This is a genomic window from Bordetella pseudohinzii (assembly GCF_000657795.2).
GTDB lineage: Bacteria > Pseudomonadota > Gammaproteobacteria > Burkholderiales > Burkholderiaceae_B > Bordetella > Bordetella pseudohinzii.
Window position 1 is genome coordinate 322,123 of sequence record NZ_JHEP02000001.1, and the last position, 20,309, is coordinate 342,431.

Annotated in this window: 20 protein-coding genes; 6 read left to right on the forward strand and 14 right to left on the reverse strand. The window is 61.7% G+C overall.

All coding sequences use genetic code 11. From position 1 onward, the window contains the following. Positions 1 to 3 precede the first annotated feature (3 nt). From L540_RS01360 to L540_RS01370, 3 genes are all read right to left on the reverse strand, one after another. The gene (locus L540_RS01360) at positions 4 to 1,728 is read right to left on the reverse strand and encodes a M28 family metallopeptidase (RefSeq protein ID WP_043215340.1); all 1,725 of its coding nucleotides are present in this window, start codon (positions 1,726 to 1,728) and stop codon (positions 4 to 6) included. A 3-nt stretch (positions 1,729 to 1,731) separates the two neighbouring features. Then, positions 1,732 to 2,766, reverse strand: a complete 1,035-nt coding sequence (locus tag L540_RS01365) for a phosphotriesterase family protein (RefSeq protein ID WP_043215338.1) — start codon at positions 2,764 to 2,766, stop codon at positions 1,732 to 1,734. 83 nt (positions 2,767 to 2,849) lie between these two features. Further along, entirely contained in the window at positions 2,850 to 3,557 is a 708-nt protein-coding gene (locus L540_RS01370; protein WP_043215336.1) for a FadR/GntR family transcriptional regulator, read from the reverse strand. Positions 3,558 to 3,695: 138 nt separating this feature from the next. Between L540_RS01370 and L540_RS01375 the strand changes: the two genes are divergently transcribed. From L540_RS01375 to L540_RS01395, 5 genes are all read left to right on the forward strand, one after another. Beyond that, positions 3,696 to 4,157, forward strand: a complete 462-nt coding sequence (locus tag L540_RS01375; RefSeq protein WP_043215335.1) for a DJ-1/PfpI family protein — start codon at positions 3,696 to 3,698, stop codon at positions 4,155 to 4,157. A 27-nt stretch (positions 4,158 to 4,184) separates the two neighbouring features. Continuing rightward, positions 4,185 to 4,865: a type 1 glutamine amidotransferase domain-containing protein gene (locus tag L540_RS01380; RefSeq protein WP_048025723.1), complete on the forward strand. Its 681-nt coding sequence runs from the start codon at positions 4,185 to 4,187 to the stop codon at positions 4,863 to 4,865. Then, the gene (locus L540_RS01385; protein ID WP_082149505.1) at positions 4,862 to 6,016 is read left to right on the forward strand and encodes a C45 family autoproteolytic acyltransferase/hydolase; all 1,155 of its coding nucleotides are present in this window, start codon (positions 4,862 to 4,864) and stop codon (positions 6,014 to 6,016) included. The genes L540_RS01380 and L540_RS01385 overlap by 4 nt, the downstream gene beginning before the upstream one ends. 75 nt (positions 6,017 to 6,091) lie before the next feature. Continuing rightward, complete coding sequence (locus L540_RS01390) at positions 6,092 to 7,639, forward strand: acetolactate synthase large subunit (RefSeq protein WP_043215348.1); 1,548 nt, start codon at positions 6,092 to 6,094, stop codon at positions 7,637 to 7,639. Positions 7,640 to 7,728: 89 nt separating this feature from the next. After that, positions 7,729 to 8,025, forward strand: a complete 297-nt coding sequence (locus L540_RS01395; RefSeq protein WP_060831932.1) for a ferredoxin reductase domain-containing protein — start codon at positions 7,729 to 7,731, stop codon at positions 8,023 to 8,025. A gap of 28 nt (positions 8,026 to 8,053) precedes the next feature. Here the strand turns inward: L540_RS01395 and L540_RS01400 are convergent, their stop codons facing one another. The 4 genes from L540_RS01400 to L540_RS01415 all read right to left on the reverse strand — a co-directional run bounded on the left by L540_RS01400 (position 8,054) and on the right by L540_RS01415 (position 12,758). After that, a complete protein-coding gene (locus L540_RS01400) occupies positions 8,054 to 9,052 on the reverse strand; it encodes a Csu type fimbrial protein (protein WP_043215353.1) in 999 nt (332 codons plus the stop codon). After that, the gene (locus L540_RS01405) at positions 9,043 to 11,454 is read right to left on the reverse strand and encodes a fimbria/pilus outer membrane usher protein (RefSeq protein ID WP_043215355.1); all 2,412 of its coding nucleotides are present in this window, start codon (positions 11,452 to 11,454) and stop codon (positions 9,043 to 9,045) included. Before L540_RS01405 ends, L540_RS01400 begins: the two co-directional genes overlap by 10 nt. Further along, positions 11,405 to 12,157, reverse strand: coding sequence for a fimbrial biogenesis chaperone (locus L540_RS01410; protein WP_048025724.1), 753 nt, complete (start codon positions 12,155 to 12,157; stop codon positions 11,405 to 11,407). The genes L540_RS01405 and L540_RS01410 overlap by 50 nt, the downstream gene beginning before the upstream one ends. A gap of 82 nt (positions 12,158 to 12,239) precedes the next feature. Beyond that, positions 12,240 to 12,758: a Csu type fimbrial protein gene (locus L540_RS01415; protein ID WP_048025725.1), complete on the reverse strand. Its 519-nt coding sequence runs from the start codon at positions 12,756 to 12,758 to the stop codon at positions 12,240 to 12,242. 769 nt (positions 12,759 to 13,527) lie between these two features. Between L540_RS01415 and L540_RS21700 the strand changes: the two genes are divergently transcribed. Next, on the forward strand, positions 13,528 to 14,034 hold the full coding sequence (locus tag L540_RS21700; RefSeq protein WP_131726005.1) for a hypothetical protein: 507 nt from the start codon (positions 13,528 to 13,530) through the stop codon (positions 14,032 to 14,034). Positions 14,035 to 14,618: 584 nt separating this feature from the next. Here the strand turns inward: L540_RS21700 and L540_RS01425 are convergent. From L540_RS01425 to trbJ, 7 genes are read right to left on the reverse strand one after another with little or no spacing between them, the layout of a single operon-like run. Continuing rightward, a complete protein-coding gene (locus tag L540_RS01425; RefSeq protein WP_043215358.1) occupies positions 14,619 to 14,864 on the reverse strand; it encodes a DUF2274 domain-containing protein in 246 nt (81 codons plus the stop codon). Then, positions 14,861 to 16,132, reverse strand: a complete 1,272-nt coding sequence (locus tag L540_RS01430; protein ID WP_043215360.1) for a TraB/TrbI/VirB10 family type IV secretion system protein — start codon at positions 16,130 to 16,132, stop codon at positions 14,861 to 14,863. The genes L540_RS01425 and L540_RS01430 overlap by 4 nt, the downstream gene beginning before the upstream one ends. Before the next feature lie 2 nt (positions 16,133 to 16,134). Beyond that, positions 16,135 to 17,136, reverse strand: a complete 1,002-nt coding sequence (gene trbG, locus L540_RS01435; RefSeq protein ID WP_043215361.1) for a P-type conjugative transfer protein TrbG — start codon at positions 17,134 to 17,136, stop codon at positions 16,135 to 16,137. After that, complete coding sequence (gene trbF, locus L540_RS01440) at positions 17,133 to 17,837, reverse strand: conjugal transfer protein TrbF (protein ID WP_043215362.1); 705 nt, start codon at positions 17,835 to 17,837, stop codon at positions 17,133 to 17,135. The genes trbG and trbF overlap by 4 nt, the downstream gene beginning before the upstream one ends. A 24-nt stretch (positions 17,838 to 17,861) precedes the next feature. Continuing rightward, positions 17,862 to 19,241: a P-type conjugative transfer protein TrbL gene (gene trbL / locus L540_RS01445; RefSeq protein WP_048025726.1), complete on the reverse strand. Its 1,380-nt coding sequence runs from the start codon at positions 19,239 to 19,241 to the stop codon at positions 17,862 to 17,864. Then, positions 19,238 to 19,558, reverse strand: coding sequence for a hypothetical protein (locus L540_RS01450; RefSeq protein ID WP_043209486.1), 321 nt, complete (start codon positions 19,556 to 19,558; stop codon positions 19,238 to 19,240). The genes trbL and L540_RS01450 overlap by 4 nt, the downstream gene beginning before the upstream one ends. Positions 19,559 to 19,570: 12 nt before the next feature. Further along, positions 19,571 to 20,308 (reverse strand): P-type conjugative transfer protein TrbJ, encoded by a 738-nt coding sequence (gene trbJ / locus L540_RS01455; protein WP_043209491.1) that lies wholly within the window; start codon positions 20,306 to 20,308, stop codon positions 19,571 to 19,573. Position 20,309: the final 1 nt, after the last annotated feature.

The following is a 20,309-nucleotide window of genomic DNA, read 5'->3' on the forward strand; positions in this document are numbered from 1 at the left end:
AATTCAGAGCACGGACTCGATGATCTGGAGCGCATCCCTCGCCGCGTCGGCCACGCGGTTGCGGGTGCGCCAAAACTCGGTTTCCCTGCGCCACCGCAGCGGGCCAGGCTCCAGCGCGTGCCACTCATGCAGGTCGTGCAACCCGGGCAGCAAGGTGCTCTGGGCGCTCAGGCCGTAGGGATCATGGCCATAACGGCCGCAGGCGCTGGACTCCAGGTTGATCAGCAAGCGGCTAAGCCGCTTTTGCGCGTCGTCCAGCCGCTCGATACGTCCGTCACTGGGATGGCCGTTGCAGGCCTGGACCGCCTGCGCCAAACCGCCGGCCCTATCGGCCAAGCGATCCAGGCCGGCAGCCAGCGGCAGCAACTCCAGGGGATCGCCCGCGCCCGCCAACGCTCGCAGGCGTTCGGCCAGGCCTAGGGCCACGTCCGAGAAGTCGAAGGGCAATAGCGGCAGCGTGCACAAGCCCCAGAGATAAGACGCGTAGGCATGCATATGCCGTTCCAGGCTGGCGAAATCGACCTTGTCCAGCGTGTTGCTGGCCGTGTGGTGCCACCAGCCGAAAGGCGCGTTGGCATTGGCGCTCAATACCTGCGGCGAATACGAGGCCAGCCCGGCCAGCATGGGTATGCCCAACCCGAAAAAGGAAGCATCGCCAATCTTGGTGGAACGGCGCCAACTGCGTTCGGTGTCCTGAAAAAGCCGGGCATCGCAATCCTGGACATAGCGGCGTAGCTGCGTATTCGAATGGCTGCTCCAGCGCGTCGCCCCAAGGCAGCCGGGCTGGTCGATCTGAAGATAAGCCACGGCGTGATCGCGCAGCCTCTCCCAGTTGCGATCCGCATAATGCGCCGAACTGAGCATCCCTCCCGTCTCGTGTCCTTCCCAGAAGGCGAAGACCAGCCCCCGGCGCAGCTCGGTACGCTGCGCACCGAACAAGCGCGCCAGTTCCAGCAGACAGGCGCTGCCCGTGGCATTATCCGTCGCCGACGGCCCTTGCCAGGAGTCCTGGTGGCCGCCGGCGATGACGAAATCCCGGCCCTGCCCGCCAAGTTCGCCCACGGTGTAATGCACGATGCGCCAGTCATTATCGGGCCGCACATGCAGGCGCAGCGCCAGCGGCCGGGCTTTGAGCCTGGCCAGCAGATCCAGACCGTCGCGGCGCGAAATTCCGGCCGCGGGCAAGGCTGCCTCCAGGTCTTCCATATCATGCTGGCTGGCGGGATTGCCCCAGATGCTCTTGACGGACCCATAGGGCAAGGCATCGCCCGCGTCGCTTCCCCAGTTAATGGTAATAAGGCCGACGGCGCCCGCCGCGCGGGCAAGCCGATGCTTCTCGGGACGCGAGGGCGGCAGGCCCAGATCGACGAGCGCAATCTTGCCGGCCACTGCCGCCCGCTCCAGCTCTCCGGACGTGCCGCCCCCGGCGTAGACGACCTCCGCCAGCAGGCCGGTGGAAGGCGTCTGGCCGCAATGCGCGCACGTCTGCAATACGTAGCGCAGGCCCTCCCCCTCCAGGCGGGCGGGACCAGGCACGCTGACCAGACCCGGCGTAGCAACCACGCGCGCATCGACGCCCGCCTGCGCCAGGCGATCGGCGCTGTAGCGCGCCATCTCCGCGCCCGCGTGTGTGCCGGCCAGACGGGTGGGGATGTGCTGGCTGATGTGCTCGACATCGCGGCGCAATGCCGCCATATCGATCTGCTGGAGCAAGCGCAGGCGATCCATGTGTCAGAACGCCAGCAGGCGCTGGGGATTGTCCACCAGCATGGTGTCGAGATCTGCGCTGCGGAATCCCTTCTTCTCCAGGCGCGGCAGGAAATCGGTGTAGAGGTAGCCCATCTGCACCTTTTCGTTGAGGAGTTGCGGGTTGAGTTCCGTGGATCCGCCGCGCGGATTGAAGAACCAGCGGTCGTAGGTAATGACCATCCGGTCCAGATAACCGTCGCTGGCCAGGTCGCACATCAGGTTTGCCAGCTTTTCGTCCAGCTCGTCCGTATTACCGTGCCGCCAGGGGATGCCCATGTGGTCGATCTGCACCGTCGCGCCCCGGTCGCAGATGTCCTTGATCTGTTGCAGCGAGCCGTTGACGAAGGCGTGGCCGATGATGATTTTTCCAGGGTCCGCACCCTCATCCACCATGAGCTCGATCTGGTCGATGCCGGGATTGCCGACCGTGTAGTCGGTGGGGTCCGTGTGCGTATTCACACAGCAGCCCAATGCCTTCTGCGCGCGGCCCGCGCCGCGGATGGCGCGCTCCTCGAACTTGCCCACGCGGCGCCCGCTGGGCCCGATGGGGCTGGGCCGGGGGTCGACGCTATCCATGCCGGTGGCCACTTTGATGATGCCGGCCTTGATGCCGGTCTTGGTTCCGGCAAACACCATGCCGTCAGTGATGTCGCGAATGAAGAACTCGGCGAATTCTTCAATGGATTGCGTGCGCCACCAGTAAGGCAGGCCCAAGTGTTCGGGAAAGAATCCCGTGGTGCCGATGATGTTGCAACCCGATTTGAGCGCGACGTCGTGCATCAGCTGGGGGTGGCGGCCGACCTCGCAGGGAGTCAGGTCGACCATGGACGTGAAACCGTAGTCCCGCACAGCCGCGCCCAGTTCGGCCGCGATACGCTCGGTGGTTTCGGCCAGATCGAATGCACAGCGATGGTCGACTTCGGAGCCCGGCGTGCTGTAGAGCAGGTGCTCGTGAGTCAGCGTTCTGCCAAGGGAGGACGGGTCTATGTCACCCGTGACGGTACGGACAATGGCCATGCTATCTCCTGCGAGTTTTATCGGAAAATGAAGCCGGTAGCCGCTCTTGCGCCACCGGGAAAGAGACGGTCCTGGGCTCGCTCCTAGCGTGACGGGGCAGCGCCGGACGGCAGTAAAGAAAAAGAGTTGTCCGCGGCGTTCACATGCGCGGCCATGGCGCGGGCGGCCGCCTCGCCATCCCGCTGCAGAATCGCCTCATAGACCGCGCGATGCTCCTGGACCGCGGCCGACCGCCGGCCCGGTACCGTGGCCGCCGCGCGCGAATGTTCCTCAAGCACCGTGCGCAGTTCCTCGATGAGCTTGACGAACAGCGGGTTGCCTGTGGCATGGGCGATGGCCACGTGAAATGCGACATCCAGCTGATTGCGCTTGTAGGCTTCCTCTTCGGTTTCCATCGCATTGATGATCTCGGCCAGCGTGCCCAGGTCGGCCTGCGACCGGCGTTCCGCCGCGGCGCGCGCCGACGGCACCTCCAGGCAGCGGCGCACCTCGTTGAGCTGCTCCGGCGTGTACTGCCCCATCAGCATGGGCGTGGCGACCGTGCGCGAGGCTACGTAACAACCGCGGCCGTTGAGCGTCTTGGTCAATCCGAGGGCCTGCAACCCCACCAAGGCCTCACGAATGACAGGCCGGCTCACGCCGAAGCTGCGGGCCAGGTCGTTTTCGGAAGGCAGCTTGGAGTCCACTGCCAGTTTGCCCGTTTCTATTAGCGTAATTAGCCGCGCGCGGACATCTTGCGCGGCGCTGCGCTTAAGGACGGGGGCGAATTCCAAATCATCTACGCGTTGCATGTCTGTATAGCTGTATGACAGTTGTTGGACGAATTCTAAACATCGAATTCAATAAAAACAATAGAACCTAGTGTTTTCACTGAGTTATAGCAAAAAATCACTATCTAGATATTGCCAATCCTCTTTCTCATCCATACTATGCTGTATTACAGCTTTACATACAATGAAGAGGAAATGATGAATCAATCCAGCAAAAAGGTAGAGGTATTGCTGCTCCCGGGCTTCCAGGAACTGGAATTCTGGTATCCAGTGCTGCGCCTACGCGAGGCCGGCGTCGGCGTGAGTGTCGTCGGGCGCGACGACACTCAGACCGTTTTCAGCCGCCTGGGCTATCCGGTCGTCGCTGAACAGGCGGGCGACGGCGGCGCTGGCGATCTGCTGATCGTCCCCGGCGTCGTGGGAGAGCCTGATGCCGACACGCGCGAGCGGGCGCTCTCCTCGATCCGCGCGGCCCACGCCCGCGGCGCGCTCATTGCAGCCAGCGGCAGTTCGGTGGCCTTGCTTGCGGAAGCCGGCATGGATACGGCCAAGACCATTACCGCCGCCAGCGTGGACGACATGCCCGCATTCATGCAAACCGTGCTGGCCCGGACCTGCTAACCCCTGACAGATTGATATAGGATCGCCATGAATCTCGCTCAAGCACAAATTGCCGTTCTCGCCGAACACCAGTACCAGGAACTCGAACTCTGGTACCCGCTCATGCGGTTGCGCGAGGCCGGCTGCAACGTCCTGGTCGTAGGCCCTTCCGATACCCAGGTCTACGGCAGCAAGCTGGGCTATCCCATCGTCGCCGATCTGGCCGCCGAGGAAGCCGATCCGGCAGATTTCGATGCCGTAATCGTCCCCGGCGGCTTTGCCCCCGAGGGTCTGCGGCGCAATCCCGCCATCGTCAGCCTGGTCAAGGGCATCCACGACCAGGGCGGGCTCGTCGCCGCCATCTGCCACGCCGGCTGGGTTCTCGCAACGGCCGGCATTGCCCGAGGCCGCAATCTGACATGCGTCTCGCTCATCAAGGACGACGTCATCAACGCGGGCGCCAGCTACATCGATCAGCCTGTCGTACAGGACGGCAACATCATTACCTCGCGCCTGCCGGGCGATCTGCCCGAATTCGGCCGGGCCATCGTGGATTACCTCGTCACCCATCCGTCTACCCGCAGCAGCAACCGCCAACTGCAACCCAGCCGTTCGCGCGGCTTCGCCAGCGCGGCCTACGAAGCCCCCGCCAAGGTCGTCATGACCGCCCGCGGCAAGGCTTCGGCCAACTACATCATGACAGTCGTCTCCGAGGGAGACGGCAAATGAATGCCCGCGAAGAAACCGGCTTGCCGCGCATCGTCTTGCGGGGATCTCCCTACGAGCGAGGCTTGCGCTACGGCCAGTTGGCGCGAGACCGGATACGGCGGTCTATGGCGTTCTACGGCGAAGTCTTCCAGCACCATGCCGGCCTGTCCTGGGAAGACGCCATCCGCATGGCCGGACGCTATCGGCCTTACATCGCCGATTTTTCGCCCGACAGCCTACTCGAAATGCAGGGAATCGCCGAAGGTGCCGGCCTGACGGCCGACGACATCCTCGTGCTGAACGCGCGCAGCGAGCTGATGTTCTCTTCCGCTACCCGCCCAACCGCCGCGGCCGCCGGCGAGTGCACGTCTTTTGCGGTCCTGCCCGATGCGACGGCAAATGGACACACTTACGCGGGGCAGAACTGGGACTGGATCCCCACCGCGCTAGAAACGGCGGTCGTACTGGAGGTGCACCGCGACGACAAGCCCAGCTACGTCACGGTGGCGGAGGCAGGGCACTTGGCGAAGGCAGGCATGAACGACGCGGGCCTGGCCGTCTGCACCAATACCCTGGTGTCCAATCTGGACGGCGACCGCGTCGGCGTGCCCTATCACATCGTTCTGCGCTCGCTACTCGACGCCCCGACCATATCGGCAGCCACACGCCTGATTTATGCCGCCCAACGCGCGTTCTCCGCCAACTACCTGCTGGCCCATCGCGACGGACTGGCCGTCAATATCGAAACGACATCCGGCGATGCGCGCGGCGTTAGCACGCGCCTGCCCAAGGACGGCCTGCTGGTCCATACGAATCATTTCGCGGCCGACGACTTCAAGCAATACGACATACGCGTCAACCTATATCCGGGCAGCCTGTTCCGCCTTGATGATGTGCGGCGCAGTCTGCGCCGGGAAGGCCGGGCCTTGACGCTCGAGGGAATCCAACATGCGCTGCGCAGCCATCACAATGCACCGGACTCAGTCTGCTGGCATCCTGACCCTACAAAGCCTGCGTTGGATCGCAGAGCCACCATTACCTCCATCGTCATGGACCTGGACGCGGGTGAATTCCTTTTCACCGCTGGCCCGCCCTGTCTCTCGGACTACACCTCGCTACAGCTAGGAGCGCACATCGGCGTGCAGGACAAGGCCCCACTGACAGAAGGCTGACAGCCGCTGCAGGCCCACAACGACCTTCGGGCGAAGGTCATTGCCCCCCCCCATTTTCCCGATAGGAAACTGCTCATGAACGGCGCAGAAAGCCTGGTTCACTCGCTGCTCGATAGTGGCGTGGACACTTGTTTTGCCAACCCAGGAACCAGTGAAATGCACTTCGTCGCAGCCTTGGATCGCATCCCAGGAATGCGCTGTGTGCTAGGTTTGTTCGAGGGCGTCGCGACCGGCGCGGCAGACGGTTACGGACGCATGCTGGATAAGCCAGCAGCGACGTTACTTCATTTGGGTCCCGGGCTGGCAAATGGATTGGCCAATCTGCACAATGCCCGGCGCGCCGGCACGCCGGTAGTCAATATCGTGGGCGAGCATGCATCCTGGCATCTGGCCGCCGACGCGCCATTGCATACAGAAATCGCCGCGCTTGCGGCGCCGATGTCAGGATGGACCCGCACAACCGCTGGCAGCCGGCATCTCGGACAGGACGCGGTCGATGCGGTCTATGCCAGCATGGCAAAAGGTGGCCAGGTTGCCACATTGATTGCACCTGCCGATGCCGCGTGGCAACCGGGCGTTATCGGTGCCAGACTGGCGCCTCCATCCCAAGCTCCTGCGGAAGCCACAGCCATTGAAGCTGCGGCGCGGGTCCTGCGTACGCCCGGTCGCCGCATGCTCATGGTGGGCGGACGCGCCTTGCGGGCGTCCGCTTTGCAAGTCGCGGCGCGCATCGCCGCACACACCGGAGTCCGGTTGGCCTGCCCGACCTCCAACGCACGCATCGAGCGTGGAGCTGGGCGCGCATCGATTGAACGCATGCCCTATTCCCTGCCACGCGCGATGGAATTTATGCAAGGGCTTGAACGATTGGTCCTAATCGGAGCACGCGCTCCGGTAGCGTTCTTTGGCTATCCTGACGGCCCCAGCAGTCTCGTGCCGTCAGGGTGCGACGTACTCGAAGTGGCCGATGCCGGCTGCGACTTGCTGGCAACGCTTGAGCTACTAGCGCAGCGCTTGGGTGTGCCAACTAAGCCGCCCTGCCGGACCACTGAAGCGCTATGGCAAGAATGCGAACCGCGCTGGGACCCTGAGGGCATTATGCGAACGATCGCCGAACTTCTGCCTGACCAGGCCATCCTCGTAGACGAAGCGCTGACGTCTGGTCATACGCTATTCAAGCACACCGCACACGCCGCGCCGCACGATCATTTGCAACTGACCGGTGGAGCGATTGGGATGGGGCTACCTCTAGCAACCGGCGCAGCCGTGGCATGTCCCACTCGCAAAGTGATATCCCTAGAAGGCGATGGCAGCGGCATGTACACGGCACAGGCACTTTGGACACAAGCTCGGGAGCGCCTAGACATCCTGACGCTAGTGTTCGCCAATCGCGGGTACCAAATTCTACGGGGCGAAATGGCCGGCATGGGCATCGCCTCCATGGGGCCGCAGGCCAGCCGTATGCTGGACATCGAAGATCCAGAAATCAATTGGGTGCAATTGGCCAACGCCATGGGCGTCGACGCGGCACCAGCAGCTTCGATCGCGCAACTGCGCGTCCTGATACAGAGCGCCCTGAACAAGACCGGTCCGTTTCTCATCGAAGTACGCCTCAACCAATAGTCTTGCCTTGCGCGCTCGTCGCACAGCCGTGCCGCCCCCTACCCCCATCTCGATCCATGGAGTGCAACCAATCCTGGTTCGGCGCGCTGATGGAGATTGTCAACACCGTCACGATTGTTTTTTTTGTAACCCAGCTTCCTGATCTGGAATTTATGGAAAGGATACAGAGACATGCCGAGTCGGCTGGCGTAACTCTACACATCCACGTCAAGGGCCGAGATCCGCGCCTGACCGGCGAGGTTGTGCGCGAAATGTTGCCCGATTGGCAATCCGCGAGCATCCGGTTCTGCGGTCCTGCCGGTATAGGCGACGCAATCGAGGCAAACATGCAGGAGTGGGGAATGGATCCAACTGCATTCCACCGAGAACTCTTCCAAATGCGCTAATCGTGCCCGTCGCATCTATGCCCCTGGCTCAGTAGTAAAGCGTCGCGACGATTGTGTCGCTGTAACTGCCGATGGCGAGGTCGGGCTGCGGAGGCACTTCGCCATACACAGTAAGCGTAACAGTGTTGCCCGCAATATCGGTGGTACCCGTGGCTCTGTTGGTTTCGTCATCGTCGCCCCAGACCTGGGTATGCGCTTCGTCTAGATATAGCTGGTACTGCACATTCCCGGCGGGCCCGATCATTCTGCGCATGACGCCGTCAAAGTTCTGGCCATTGTTCAAACCAACTTTCCACGGCGTGCCCGGCGCGCACTGAACGCGAATAGATCCATGCTCTCTCAGTGCCTGCAGCGGCGGCGGTGTGGCCCCAAAATCAATGTCAGTTGCTACAATCCAGCATGCATTGTCGTAGCTAGCAAGTACGCCCGAAGAGTTGAACGTGACCGCCCCCCCGCCGCTACCGCCGGTTGCACAGTCGGCCGAGTTGGGATAGTCCACGTTGCTGTAACGGTATCGAAGTACCCCCTGGATACCTTGTTCCTGGTAATTTCTCGATGCGGACACAGCTTGGCCAGGATAGACCCAGCCGTATATAGGCGCATGTGTCGACAATGGTGAGCCGGCTGCTACGGCGGCTTGAAATTGGTAGACGGGAGTCGTCCCAGGCGCTCCGATTATCTGCGTGTGCGCGGGATCGGAAAATAGATCGTAATTGAGATAACCACCATTGTAATTCGTCATGCGCCGTGTGGGTTGACCTGCGCTCCAGTCACCCGGGCTGAGATAGAGACAGATCTGATAATACAGTGTCGTGCCGCCGGCGTAATCCGGTGCACATGTGTACTTTAAGTTACTGGTCGTAGCACGACCTGCCCCAGTGACGGTTCCAAAATTCATCGAAAATGAACCTTCGACATAGCACGTTTGCGCCTGGGCGCCTTGGCTACCAAATAGGAATAGACCTATGGCGATCAGTCTGGCCAGCGCGTAGGCGCCCCCTGGCGGCAGGAAACTCCCTATTGACATGTAAGCTCTCCAAGATCAAATCGGCCGTGCTGAGGGAGATCCGCGGGCAGATCGACCACACACCGTGATCCTCTTTCGAGGACTATTATTTGTGCGCCTTGTGGAGGATCCTCCATATAGACGCGGCCGTCATAGCCGACGATGAGTGTTTGATCGCCTGGACTTAGTTTTGCTTCCGTGCCCGGCAGGATCAAGGCGCCATTGGCATGTCGAATCGCAAGTTCGACTGCAAGCGTCACCTTCATCGGAAAACGCGCGTACATTCCGCTACCTGTGGAAGGGACCGCCTTCATCCGTACCCGCTCGACACTCACATCCGCCGGCAGCACTAACGGGTCAATAGAGACGTCGTTTTCCTGCCACGCGTTTAGCGGCGTAACTAGCAGCAGACCTTTATCGTCTGTAGTTCCGATCAGACGATTTTCTAGCTTAACGGGAACGTTCGCGATGCCATCGGTAGACACCACCGCGAACGAGTCATACACTCGTCGCATCGGAAAGACACTTCCCTTCATGAGCAGAAGGCCTCCGGTCGCGCCAGCATAAACGGTCGTGTTACTGGGAGACCCTTGATTGTGCCAGTACTGAGAGCCCGCCCGCCACTCTCCATAGCGACTTAGTTGATTGATTTCGGCCTGCCCACCAGCTTCTTGGCCCACGCTGGCTTGCGTCCGCCATCCCCAGCCATCTGCGTCACCCGGCAGATTACGGGAAGCCCCTGCTGTGACGGTATTCCCGTGGTTTTGGTGTTCAATGCTGGTCCACGCTTGAACCTTGCCACCGAGTGGCAAGGACCAGTAAAAGAACGCGCTTGTGCCGCCGTTACCGTCTAAGTCGCGATTGCCACCTATGCTCACGTGGCCGTATTTGCCCAAGGATTGGGACCAGCTCAGTCCAACGTAGCTTGCGCGAGGACTGTCGCGATAGTCCTGCCGGACATAGCTTGCACCCAACTGGCCTCTGCCAATGCTCCAACCCAGGAACGCCTGCGAGGTACGCAGCGGGAGTTGGGATCCTTGAAGTGTTCCTATGTCTCGGAATGACGAGTCTCGATGCAACGTTGACATGTTCACACTGAAACGCTGGCCCTGCCATTGATAACCAACACCGTATTGTTTGCCGCGCCGAGAATCTTGGTTGCTCGATGCGTGCGAGACATTTATCACACCAAGTTGGCCTAATCTAAACAGGGCGCCGATGCCGCCCATGGCCAGGGCGTCCGATCGTTCACCATGCGCCTCCAGCGTTACATAATTACTCAAACCATAGCGGACGCTGGCACTGTACATGACCTCGTCTGCATACGAGAAAGAACGCAGGCCATAGTCGTCGCGTAATTTCCCGACCTCCAACGACCAATCTCCGAGGCCCTGCTGCAATAACTGGGCACTGCTGTAGATAGAAAAATTGACAACGCGCCTCTGCCCGGTGATGTCGGTGATGACCATCTGCGCTGTGCCCGCACCAGTAATAACGGGAGTGCTCACGATTTGAAACTGGCCAGGTGGCACTCGGCTTTGTGCTTCTCGTATGCCGTTGACGTACAGATCCACGACAGACGGCAATGCCGTTTCTCCGGCGAAGGACGCTAGCGGCACCGTTAAACGATAGGGCTGGAGATCGAAATTGCGCGAGACACGCAATCCACCGAACCGCATGGTCCGAGTCCAAGATAGCGCGCTAGTGAACGCGTCGCCCATGGTCACTGTGATCATCGGGTCCGGGAAGTCCAGTTGCCACGAGGTGTCCAACCGCGTGCTAGTGAATGTACTCTCACCGCCACTGCCACCGACCGATTGCATCAGGTTGCTGGTTCTCCATAAGCCGGGGCCTACGCCAAACATCCTAAACTCAGTCCAGCCGCTGATGCTTCGTGAATTCTGATCTTTCTGACCATAAAGATCGTAGTTAAGAAGCAATCCTGGTGCTTGAGTCGCGGGATCTAGACGAGGCGACGCAGGAGTTCGATAGCCCAACTCGGTAGTCGGCCTATCCAGCGCACTTAAGGGAACGACCAATGCAAGTCGCTGATTTGCGACGTCATATTCTTGTCTGAGCCCCGGCACATCGTCCAATCTGACAAGACCCGAGGCCGATGCCGCGCCAGGCCAAGTCAAACCGAGATCAAACAGCGTCGTTGCGTCGGCAAGGAGTTGCCCATTTCGCAGTACGAAGTGCGCTACCTGCCTCAATTGAGCGCGGTTAAGCACGACCTCCAAATAGAGGTGTTCGTCTTGCCAAGGGCTGGCCGCCGGCTCTACCGACGATCCTTGGAGCGGATTTTCGAGACCCGCATGTACAGCCACCTCGGCAGCCCACGCGGGTTTCCACATCAAAATTACAACGACAACGTTACCGACAAGTTCCTTCCAAGGGCACCGCTTGTGCGTCAGTGTCATCATTGAATCGAGCCTTGAGAGTAAGGCCTGCCGTCAACTGTGTGGGCGACTTGATTGCCCATTCCATTTGCTTTCCGGGTAGAACATAGCCAAGCAGGCCATCTTCAAGAACTTGTGTTTGACCGTTGGCCGAGACCGCAGTCAGCGAACTTATCCGCAAGGATTGTGGGCTCCTATTGCTGACGCGCAATTCGGACGCACCCTCTTTTCGGGGAGCCAATTGAGCACACACCAAACTGAGATCAGTCTTGGGTGGGCCTTGTTCTTCGTGAGGGGCGTCAGGACTCTTGGTTGAGCTCGCCGCGATAAATACAGGAATGGAGTATCGCAGTAGGACCTTCAATTCGACGCCCTTGGGTGGTTCCTTTGGAGGCAGCTCGTCAATCAGAATTCGATAAGTTTGCTCGTCTGGGGATGGAGAAGGGTGAAGCCGCACGATACGTACCGTTTGCCGCTCACCAGGCGCCACTCGCATAATTGCTGGGCTGGCAACGACCTCCTTTGCGGGAACAAGGCGATCTTCGCCGTTTTCCTGCGTCCAACGCATGACGCGCACCTGGGCCTCCAGGGCATTCTGCCCGCTGTTGAACACTTGCAGCGCCTGTGCAGTCTGAGCAGACTCAAAATGCAGACGCACGGGCGACACCTGAAGCACTGCAGCCTGCGCAGCTTGAATACCCCCAAACGTGAGCCAAGTCGCTACCATGCCTATGATGGCGGCAGCTACATGTAGGCGCAGACAGCGGTGCGTCGGATACCTTACTGAGTCCATTTAGGCCTCCAGTTTTTTAATAAGTGATAGTGGCCGTGATTATGTCGAGATAGTTGCCGACGGGCTCGTTACCTGCCATCGTCGTCCTCGCATATACCGTAAGGGGAATGGTGTACTCAGCACCCATTCCAAGACCGATACCCGAGTACCATGAGGTGGAATCATTGCCCCAGTTTTGCGTACGCCCAGCATCGTGAGACAGTCTATAAGGGATGGTTATGCTGGAGCTTGAATGCAACATAGCTCGTGCCGTGGGATCACCAGAAGTTGTCCCCCCATCAAGGCCCAATGTGAATGGTAGATCCTTGGTGCACTGAACCTGAATGGTGCCGATCTGATCCACGTCGAAATTTGCGGCGGCGGGGTGGGTTCCAAAATCTATATCGGTGGCGGAAACAATCAGGCAGGTGCCTTGAATTGTGATTCGAACTTGGAAGGTCGTGTCCCCTGTTTGAGTTTGGGCTAATGCACCACCAGTTGTTGCGGCAATGGCGCTTGCCACAAGCGATCTTGATAACCAACGAAAACCGTACATAAGGTCAACCCTCACAGAAAGTCAATGAGTCCGTTGCTTAGATCTCGTCAAGCGCGTTGTATTCCGTCCAGTGCCAACGACTGCTCAAGCTAGCCCATCAGTGCGAAACGTTGCGGCGAGATGCCTGGCACGAATAACGCATGGACGATCAGGCTAGGAGGCATCCTATAGGACTAGACCTTTGGCGGCAACACATTCGAAGAACAGGCGCGCAACCGTGGTTAATTGTGATGTTTGCGCAACGGGGGCTTGGTTGGCATAAAGAGCGCTTGCCCCCGCGAAGGAAGGCATCATAATGATCATGGCCCAGCGCGCATCATATTATGATTCATTTTAACACTTTTAATTACATACTAAATTGTCTTGGTACCGTTTGTTCAAGGCCCGTGCACCCTAACGTCATTCCCGCAAGAGCTACCGAATTACGGATAAACTAAAAATTCCCTCTTACGATATGCGCAAGTACCGAGCGATCCACGCACTTTGTCAATATGGCCTACTCTACAGCGCGAGATGCAATGATTGAAGTCAATTGGACGTCATATGCGACGAGGACTCTTCTAGATCTGGATTATTCGGATCTCAAGCGGTTGGTGTTAGCGGTAAGTGAGCTCCGTAGCTTCCGCTCTGGCATAAGTGCCCTATGTTGTGAGACTGCGGGTGCAAGGCGGAATATTGAGGTGGAGGGGTTTGAGCTCCATTTGCTAGCAGGAGTGCACGTCGTTGAGATTTGTGAAGTACGGGTCAGAGCGCCCAAAGGGCGCGCTTCATGAAGAATTTCAAGACGACGATCCTGCACTTGGATGGAGAACCGACATTTGCCATTCTGCACTACGCTGATTACCAGCGACTCTTGGCCATTGCATCATCAACCGAAGAGCCTCTTTCCTTGCCGGCAACCAATCGAGACTTACAAGAGAGCTTGGAGATCGCAGCCGACCTTTTGGCATCGCCCTCGTGTGCCGAGGCCGCCGTTAGTCTCGCAGAGCGCCCTCCCCGTCGAATCCCTGAGAATGGCACTATTCCCCATGAAGTCATCGAAAGCGCGGTGCACAACCATTGGCTGTTGGTTCGCGCCTGGCGGGAATACCTTGGCGTTACTCCTTCCATGATGGCACACCGCCTTACCGTTCCAGCCGTAGTTTATTTGGACATGGAAGCCAAGTTCAATCGCCTATCAAATGAGGCTCGCCAAGATATTGCCGACGTGTTGGGTCTGAAGCCTGAACAGCTCATCGTAGCGACTAACCGTAGACTGCGGCGCGAGTTCCCTTAGAGCTAACCGTTAACGGAAACGGCGGCATTCGGTCTATAACCAGGACACGATATCCCTCATCCTCACGATAGCGTGGCCAAGAGCCTGGTTAATCCAGGTACCGTGCAGATACCGAGTGCAGTGTTTCCAGAATAGGGGCGACACTCGCAATGCGTGCGTGCAGATTAGTCCCCCTCAACAGTAGCCCCACAATCAGCAAAGCTGGTCGCGCAAAGGGAACGGCGGCTTCACGCTTACTCATTGATAATTCCAGCAAAACAAGGCAGACTCCGCGACCGCGGCTCTGGACACTGCCGTATATCATCTCTACGACAGGAATCAGCACCGTCCGCGAACACCATCTTTTCTATGGTTCCCGCCCTTGGCGTCAGCACCAACGCTCGTTAACCACCATATTTCGGGGCTCAGGGTAAGAAAAGTGACAGGAATGGCACCGCCCTTCCCTGCGCGGAATACCCAACATACGCAGCGCGCAGCCGCAGCAATCATTGAGGCCGAGCACGGGTTCCGCGGCACATTGAGTCTGACATGTGCCGCCACTGTGCCATGCACTGCAGCGCAATCCGCGGACGGCCCGCGCGGCATCAAGTGTCCTTCAGCAGTACGCCCTTGCTCGCAGTGCCTCGCCGGAATCCCCGATCTCCTGCCATGAATGCCTCCAGCATATAGGGGATCAGCATCATGGCATCGACAGCCTCGCCATATGCCTGCGCGTGCAGCGCGGCGTAGCGGTCGAGGTCGGCTTTCAGGCTGGCCGGGCAAGCGAAGGTCAGCTTGACGCTCTCGGTCTTGGGCAGCGGCCCGAGCCGCAGCTTCTTGGCCGTGCTCATTGCGAAGCTCCCCGGTTGAAGAACAGCGGCTGGTACGGCCGCAGCACAAGATCTCGATTAACGATGATCCGCAACGGCAGGCCCGGCCGCTCGGTCAGCGTCGGCTGGATGTTCATGTTGCGTCGGGTGATCTCCTGGCCCACCTGATTGATGCTGTCTTGGGCGCTGTCACGCCCGGCGATGACGACGCGGTTGCCGTCCTGGCGGTTCTCCGGCGCGGCCAGCTCGGCACCCACGCCCAGCAGCGTCGTCAGCACAGCGCCCGCGACGATGCGCTTCCAGTGCCACTCCACGTCGTCTTCCAGACCCGAGTAGCCCGCAGGGTCTGTGCCCACAAGGTTGTCGAGCGTCAGCGAGGACGTGTCCGGCAGGATGACCCGGTTCCATACCACCTGTACGCGACTCTGCCCGTAGCTGACCTGGCTGTTGTAGCGCCCGAGGATGCGCGATCCCTGCGGGATCAGCAGGAACTTGCCCGTGGCCGTGTCAAAGACCGGCTCCGTCACCGTGGCGATCACGTCGCCCGGCAAGTCCGACTTGATACCTGTCACCAGCGCTCCGGCGATCACCGTGCCCGCCATCACCTGATAAGGCGATGCCGGCAGCGCCAAGTTGCCTGAGTTGCGGGTTTCCGTAGCGCCGCCTTTCAGGAATGCCTCTTTCTGGTCTTGCCGGTTCTGCACGGCGGTCGCGTCGGCTGGCTGCGCCGCCGTCGAGGCCGGCCCGGCAGCGAGTGGGTCGAAGGCCGCGAGCGCGCTGGCAGCGTCAGGCGCCCCCGGCGCCGCCTGCGCCACCGTGACGGCGGCCTGGCCTTGGCCCCCCGAGCGGAAGAACACCGACGAAGCCGCCGCCGCATCAGCCTCCTTGCGCAAGGCGTCATTGGGATCGTGGCCGGGAGCCGCGTAAGCGGCCACGGCCGGCTGCTGTGAGTTCACGATAGCCGGGCCAAGATCGCCCGGTAGTGGCGGCCCCAGCTCGGGCACCTGCGGCGGTAACTTCGAGTAGTCGGCCGGCAGGCTGTCCAGTCCTTCGGACTTCGAGACGCGATCGACGTTGTAAAGCTCAGTCTGCTCGTTGGCGCCGCGCCGCTGCGGTTGCAGCGACCAGATCGTGGCCCCCAGCACGGCGATCGACAGGCTGCCGACGAGGATGGCCAGTGTGCGCCGGTTCAGGCGCGTGACCGGGCGCGGCTGGGCGCGCAGCGCCACCGCCTCCGGCGCAACCTTGCCCGCTTGCGGCGCAAGGTCAGGGGAATCGTCCTGGCTCATGGTCAGTTCCTCCGCGTGCCATCCGTTCGCTCGATCCGCACCACGTCGCCCTTGTCGCCACCCAGGCGCAGCTCGGCCGCGCCGAACAGGCGATCGACGATGTAGTACGGCGCACGGAAACGGTAGTTCACCAGTTGCCCGCCGCCCTGCGCGCCAATCACGAACAGCGGCGGCAGCTCGCCTTGGGCGATGCCGGCGGGGAACTGGATATAGACTTTCTGCCCGTCGTCGAACGCGCGCAGCGGCTTCCACGGCGGATTGCTGCCGCTGACCGCGTAGCGGAAGCGCAGGTTCTCCAGCGCCAGCCCAGTATCGACCGGCGCGGCGGCGCTGGCCGCCTGCGCTTGGCGCTGCAAAGCCAGTATCCGGTCGCGCGGATACTCCCAGGACACCGACGCCATCCACGTCTTCTCCGTCGAAGCCAGTTCCAGCAGGTACGTCCTGCGGCTGGTGGTGATGACGAGATTGGTCTTGAGTCCCGAGCGGATCGGCTTGACCAGCACGTTCACGCGCAGCTCGGCACCGCTGCCGCTGGACGTGTCGCCCACGATCCAGCGCACGGTATCTCCGGCGGCGACCGTCACCAGCTCCTCGCCCGGCTGGAGCGAAACCACGGTCACGCGGCCCACGGCCGCATAGACCTGATACAGCGCGCCATCGGTAAAGGGCCACACTTGAATCGCGTTGACGTATCCCTCGCGCGTGGGTGCGACGCGCGCATCGGCATTGGCCCGTGAGACGCGCACCTTCTCGGCGGCTGGCTCCGGCGTGGGCTTGGCGTCCTCGGCTTCGGGCAACGGCTTCAACTGCGCCGGCATCGGCAGCACCTCGGGCACGGCCACCACCTCCACCGGCACCGGCGGCTCTGGCAGCGGCTGGGCCTGCACCGGCTCATCGAGCGAGATGGTTGGCGGTGGCTTGCCCTGAGAGGCGCAGCCCGTGAACAGAACAGTCGATGCAAGCAGGATCACCGGCAAAGCGGCTTTGCGGAAAAGATCATTCATGGCTTGGTTCCTTCGGAAGAATCCAGTTCGCGGCTCCACGACAAGCCGTTGACGTAGATGCCCAAGGGGTTCTTGCGCAGGCGTTCTTCGGTGCGTGGCGGCTGGAGCACGATGGACACCACCGCCGTCCACCTCTCCAGGCCCGCCGCGGCGCCGTTGACGTAGCGGCGCTCCGTCCAGCGCACGTTGAAAGACGTATCGCTGGCGCGCACGACACTGGTGATCTGCACCGTCACCGACTCCTTACCGATGCGCGCGAACGGATCGTTGAGCCGTGCGTAGTCGTTGAGCACGGCCGCGCCCTTGTCGGTCGTGTAGTCGTAGGCGTCCAGCCAGTTCTGGCGGACGACGATGGGGTCGATGGACAGCGAACGCACCAGCGTCACGAAGCGCGCGATGTGGTGCGCGGTCTGCGCGTCGTTGGGCCGGTACGGCGTGGCGGCCTCCCCCACGGCGCGCACCTGGCCTGCGTTGTCCACCTCCACGACGTAGGGCGTCACGAAGGACTGCGCCGAGCGCCACACCAGGCCGCAGGCCATCAACAGCGCGAGCGTCAGGCAGCCGAAGGCCATCAGGCGCCAGTTCTTCGCCTGCACGCGCGGCGAGCCGATACGGTCGTCCCACACCTGGCCGGCAGCTTGGTACGGCGTGGCAGGCTGCGGCGTGTCGGCATAGCGCACCTGCGGTTTTCTGAATCGCATGGTCAGTTCTCCTTGTGAATCGCCCTAGTCGTCGGAGCCGCGCAGGCTCGGGCCTTGCCCCGAGCCGCCACCGTCGCCGCCGCGCAGCGTGTGCGCGGCGGTGGTCGCGGCGTGGGTGAGTTGCTGGCGGCGATGCAGCCGCTTGGCCCAGGCGGGTTGTTCCGGCTTCTGTGCAGCGACGCCGCCTGCGGGGGCTTCTCCTGCGGAGGCTTGGCCGGTTGACGCGCCAGCGTCGGCCGTCGAGCCATTCCAGCCAGCACGGAACGGAGCGGCCATCCGCTGCCCGGCAGCGGAAGCACGCGACGCAACCGCGCGTCCGGCCGACTGCGCGCCGGTCTTGGCGACATTTCCCAGGCCCGCCATCGCGCCCTTTGCGCCGCCGCCAGCGGCGGCGGAACCGGCCTGAAACGCCGACTTCGCACTGCTGGCCGCCGACGTGGCGGCGCGCGCGCCGCTACCGGCCAGCTTGGCGGCAGCCGGGGCCATGCGCGCGCCAGCAGCCACGGCGCCACCCACGCCCGTCGCAGCGGCGCCGATGGCGACCGCCGTGCCGGCAGCGCCGACAGCAGCACCGGCCATTGCGCCCGCGCCGAGCTGCGGCGCACCGGACACGAGGCCCGTGGCGATGCCGGGGCCGAAGATCCCGAGCGCCAGCAAGGTGAGCGAGGCCAGCATGATGACCAGCGCGTGGTCGATGGACGGCTCATCGGGATGAACTTGGAACTCGGCGAACAGGCCCGAGCCGATGCCGACGATCACGGCCAGCACCAGTACCTTGACGCCGGACGACACCACGTTGCCCAGCACCTTCTCGGCGAGGAACGCGGTCTTGTTCCAGAGCGCGAATGGCACCAGCACGAATCCGGCAAGCGTGGTCAGCTTGAACTCGATCAGCGTGATGAACAGTTGGATCGCCAGTACGAAGAAGCACAAGACCACGACCAGCCATGCGAGGAACATCACCACGATGGGGTCGAGGTTCACGAACACTTCGGGAAAGCCCGCCATCTCGCCGATCTGCTCCAGAATCGGCGCCCCGGCGTCGATGCCGGTTTTCGCTAGCCGGCCCGGTTGCAAGAAGTTCTCCATCGTGATGGCTGAGCCGGTGGAGGTGATGCCCAATCCCGCAAATGAGCGGAACACGATGCTGGCCAGCCAGTTGAAGTTATTGATGATGTAGGCGAAGGCACCGACGTAGAGCACCTTGCGCAGCAGCTTGGCGATCACGTCCTCGCCCTGGCCGGTGGCATGGCTCATGGCCCAATACAGGCCGGCGATCGTCATGTCGATGACGATCAGCGTGGCCGTGAGGAACGCCACTTCGCCCCGCAGCAGCCCGAAACCCGAGTCGATGTAAGCGGCAAAGGTGTTGAGGAACTGGTCGATGATGGTCACGTCATTCATGGCGTGTCCTCCGGTTCGGCGGGAACGGCCGGCGCCATGCCATCGGCCGGCTCCTCGAAGCTCGGCGGGATCGGCGGCAGGTCGGCCAGCGTCTGGTATTCGTCCGGCCCGGCCTCGCCGGAAAAGAAGCGCCGCCGGAAGGCTTCGGCGGCGGCAAGGCAAGCGTCCTCGCCCGTGGCCTGCCGGTCGATCGCGCATTGCGCGCGCAATGTCTTCAGCCGCACGGGATCAGCAGCCAGGGCATCGGCAAGGTTGTCGGCCGGCTGCTTGCCGCAAGCGGCCAGCAGCGCGGCACACAGGACGAGGGCGCATCGCATGGCGGCCTCCCGTCAGTTGCCGTAGAAGTTCACAGACTGCGGCGTGTACGGCGTGCCTTCGCCCAGGAAGCGCCGTCGCACCTCGCGGGCGCGCTCGGTGGCCGCCGCCTGCCTCGCCAGCTCCACCGACGCCGCCCGGTCTTGCGTGATCTGGAGCCGCTGCGACTGGATGGATTGCTTGGCCTGCAAGGCCAGCAACTGATTCATGGCCTGCATCGCTTGCAGCGCGCCCTCGGCCGACTGGCTCTTGCCGACGAGATCGGCCAGCACGCTTTCGTCTTCGCCCAGGTTCTGCGACACCTGCGCCTGCATCTGCATGGTGGTCTGCAAGCCGTTGAGCGTGTTCCGCCAACGCTCCTGCGCGTCGCGGTACATCTGGTCGCCGCTGACGGTGGCGGCGTACTGCTCGGGATACAGGCGCGCGAACTCCCGATCGAGGTTCGTCACGTCATAGGCCAAGCCTCGGGCCTGCGCGATCAGCCGCTCGGTCGTCGCCAGGTTGGCGCGCAACTGGTTCACCACGTTGGACGGCAGGCTGGTGAGATTCCGCGCCTGGTTCATGAGCATCCGTGCTTCGTTCTGGAGCTGGTTGATCTGGTTGTTGATCTGTTCCAGGGTGCGCACGGCTGTAAGCGTGTTCTGCACGAAGTTCGACGGATCGAACACAGTGATGGCTGCCGCCGGCTGTGCGAGCATCAGCGACACAGACAGCGCGGCAGCGAGCGAGGCGGACAGCAAACGGGGCTTGATC

What these genes read in the sequence shown, in the direction of transcription:
- L540_RS01375 (WP_043215335.1), top strand. Translation starts at nt 3,696, where the DNA reads ATGCTGTATTACAGCTTTACATACAATGAAGAGGAAATGATGAATCAA.
- L540_RS01390 (WP_043215348.1), top strand. Translation starts at nt 6,092, where the DNA reads ATGAACGGCGCAGAAAGCCTGGTTCACTCGCTGCTCGATAGTGGCGTG.
- L540_RS01370 (WP_043215336.1), bottom strand. Translation starts at nt 3,557, where the DNA reads ATGCAACGCGTAGATGATTTGGAATTCGCCCCCGTCCTTAAGCGCAGC.
- L540_RS21700 (WP_131726005.1), top strand. Translation starts at nt 13,528, where the DNA reads ATGAAGAATTTCAAGACGACGATCCTGCACTTGGATGGAGAACCGACA.
- L540_RS01405 (WP_043215355.1), bottom strand. Translation starts at nt 11,454, where the DNA reads ATGATGACACTGACGCACAAGCGGTGCCCTTGGAAGGAACTTGTCGGT.
- trbL (WP_048025726.1), bottom strand. Translation starts at nt 19,241, where the DNA reads ATGAATGACGTGACCATCATCGACCAGTTCCTCAACACCTTTGCCGCT.
- L540_RS01430 (WP_043215360.1), bottom strand. Translation starts at nt 16,132, where the DNA reads ATGAGCCAGGACGATTCCCCTGACCTTGCGCCGCAAGCGGGCAAGGTT.
- L540_RS01450 (WP_043209486.1), bottom strand. Translation starts at nt 19,558, where the DNA reads ATGCGATGCGCCCTCGTCCTGTGTGCCGCGCTGCTGGCCGCTTGCGGC.
- L540_RS01380 (WP_048025723.1), top strand. Translation starts at nt 4,185, where the DNA reads ATGAATCTCGCTCAAGCACAAATTGCCGTTCTCGCCGAACACCAGTAC.
- L540_RS01400 (WP_043215353.1), bottom strand. Translation starts at nt 9,052, where the DNA reads ATGTCAATAGGGAGTTTCCTGCCGCCAGGGGGCGCCTACGCGCTGGCC.
- L540_RS01425 (WP_043215358.1), bottom strand. Translation starts at nt 14,864, where the DNA reads ATGAGCACGGCCAAGAAGCTGCGGCTCGGGCCGCTGCCCAAGACCGAG.
- L540_RS01415 (WP_048025725.1), bottom strand. Translation starts at nt 12,758, where the DNA reads ATGTACGGTTTTCGTTGGTTATCAAGATCGCTTGTGGCAAGCGCCATT.
- L540_RS01360 (WP_043215340.1), bottom strand. Translation starts at nt 1,728, where the DNA reads ATGGATCGCCTGCGCTTGCTCCAGCAGATCGATATGGCGGCATTGCGC.
- L540_RS01395 (WP_060831932.1), top strand. Translation starts at nt 7,729, where the DNA reads ATGGAGATTGTCAACACCGTCACGATTGTTTTTTTTGTAACCCAGCTT.
- L540_RS01365 (WP_043215338.1), bottom strand. Translation starts at nt 2,766, where the DNA reads ATGGCCATTGTCCGTACCGTCACGGGTGACATAGACCCGTCCTCCCTT.
- L540_RS01385 (WP_082149505.1), top strand. Translation starts at nt 4,862, where the DNA reads ATGAATGCCCGCGAAGAAACCGGCTTGCCGCGCATCGTCTTGCGGGGA.
- trbG (WP_043215361.1), bottom strand. Translation starts at nt 17,136, where the DNA reads ATGAATGATCTTTTCCGCAAAGCCGCTTTGCCGGTGATCCTGCTTGCA.
- L540_RS01410 (WP_048025724.1), bottom strand. Translation starts at nt 12,157, where the DNA reads ATGGTAGCGACTTGGCTCACGTTTGGGGGTATTCAAGCTGCGCAGGCT.
- trbF (WP_043215362.1), bottom strand. Translation starts at nt 17,837, where the DNA reads ATGCGATTCAGAAAACCGCAGGTGCGCTATGCCGACACGCCGCAGCCT.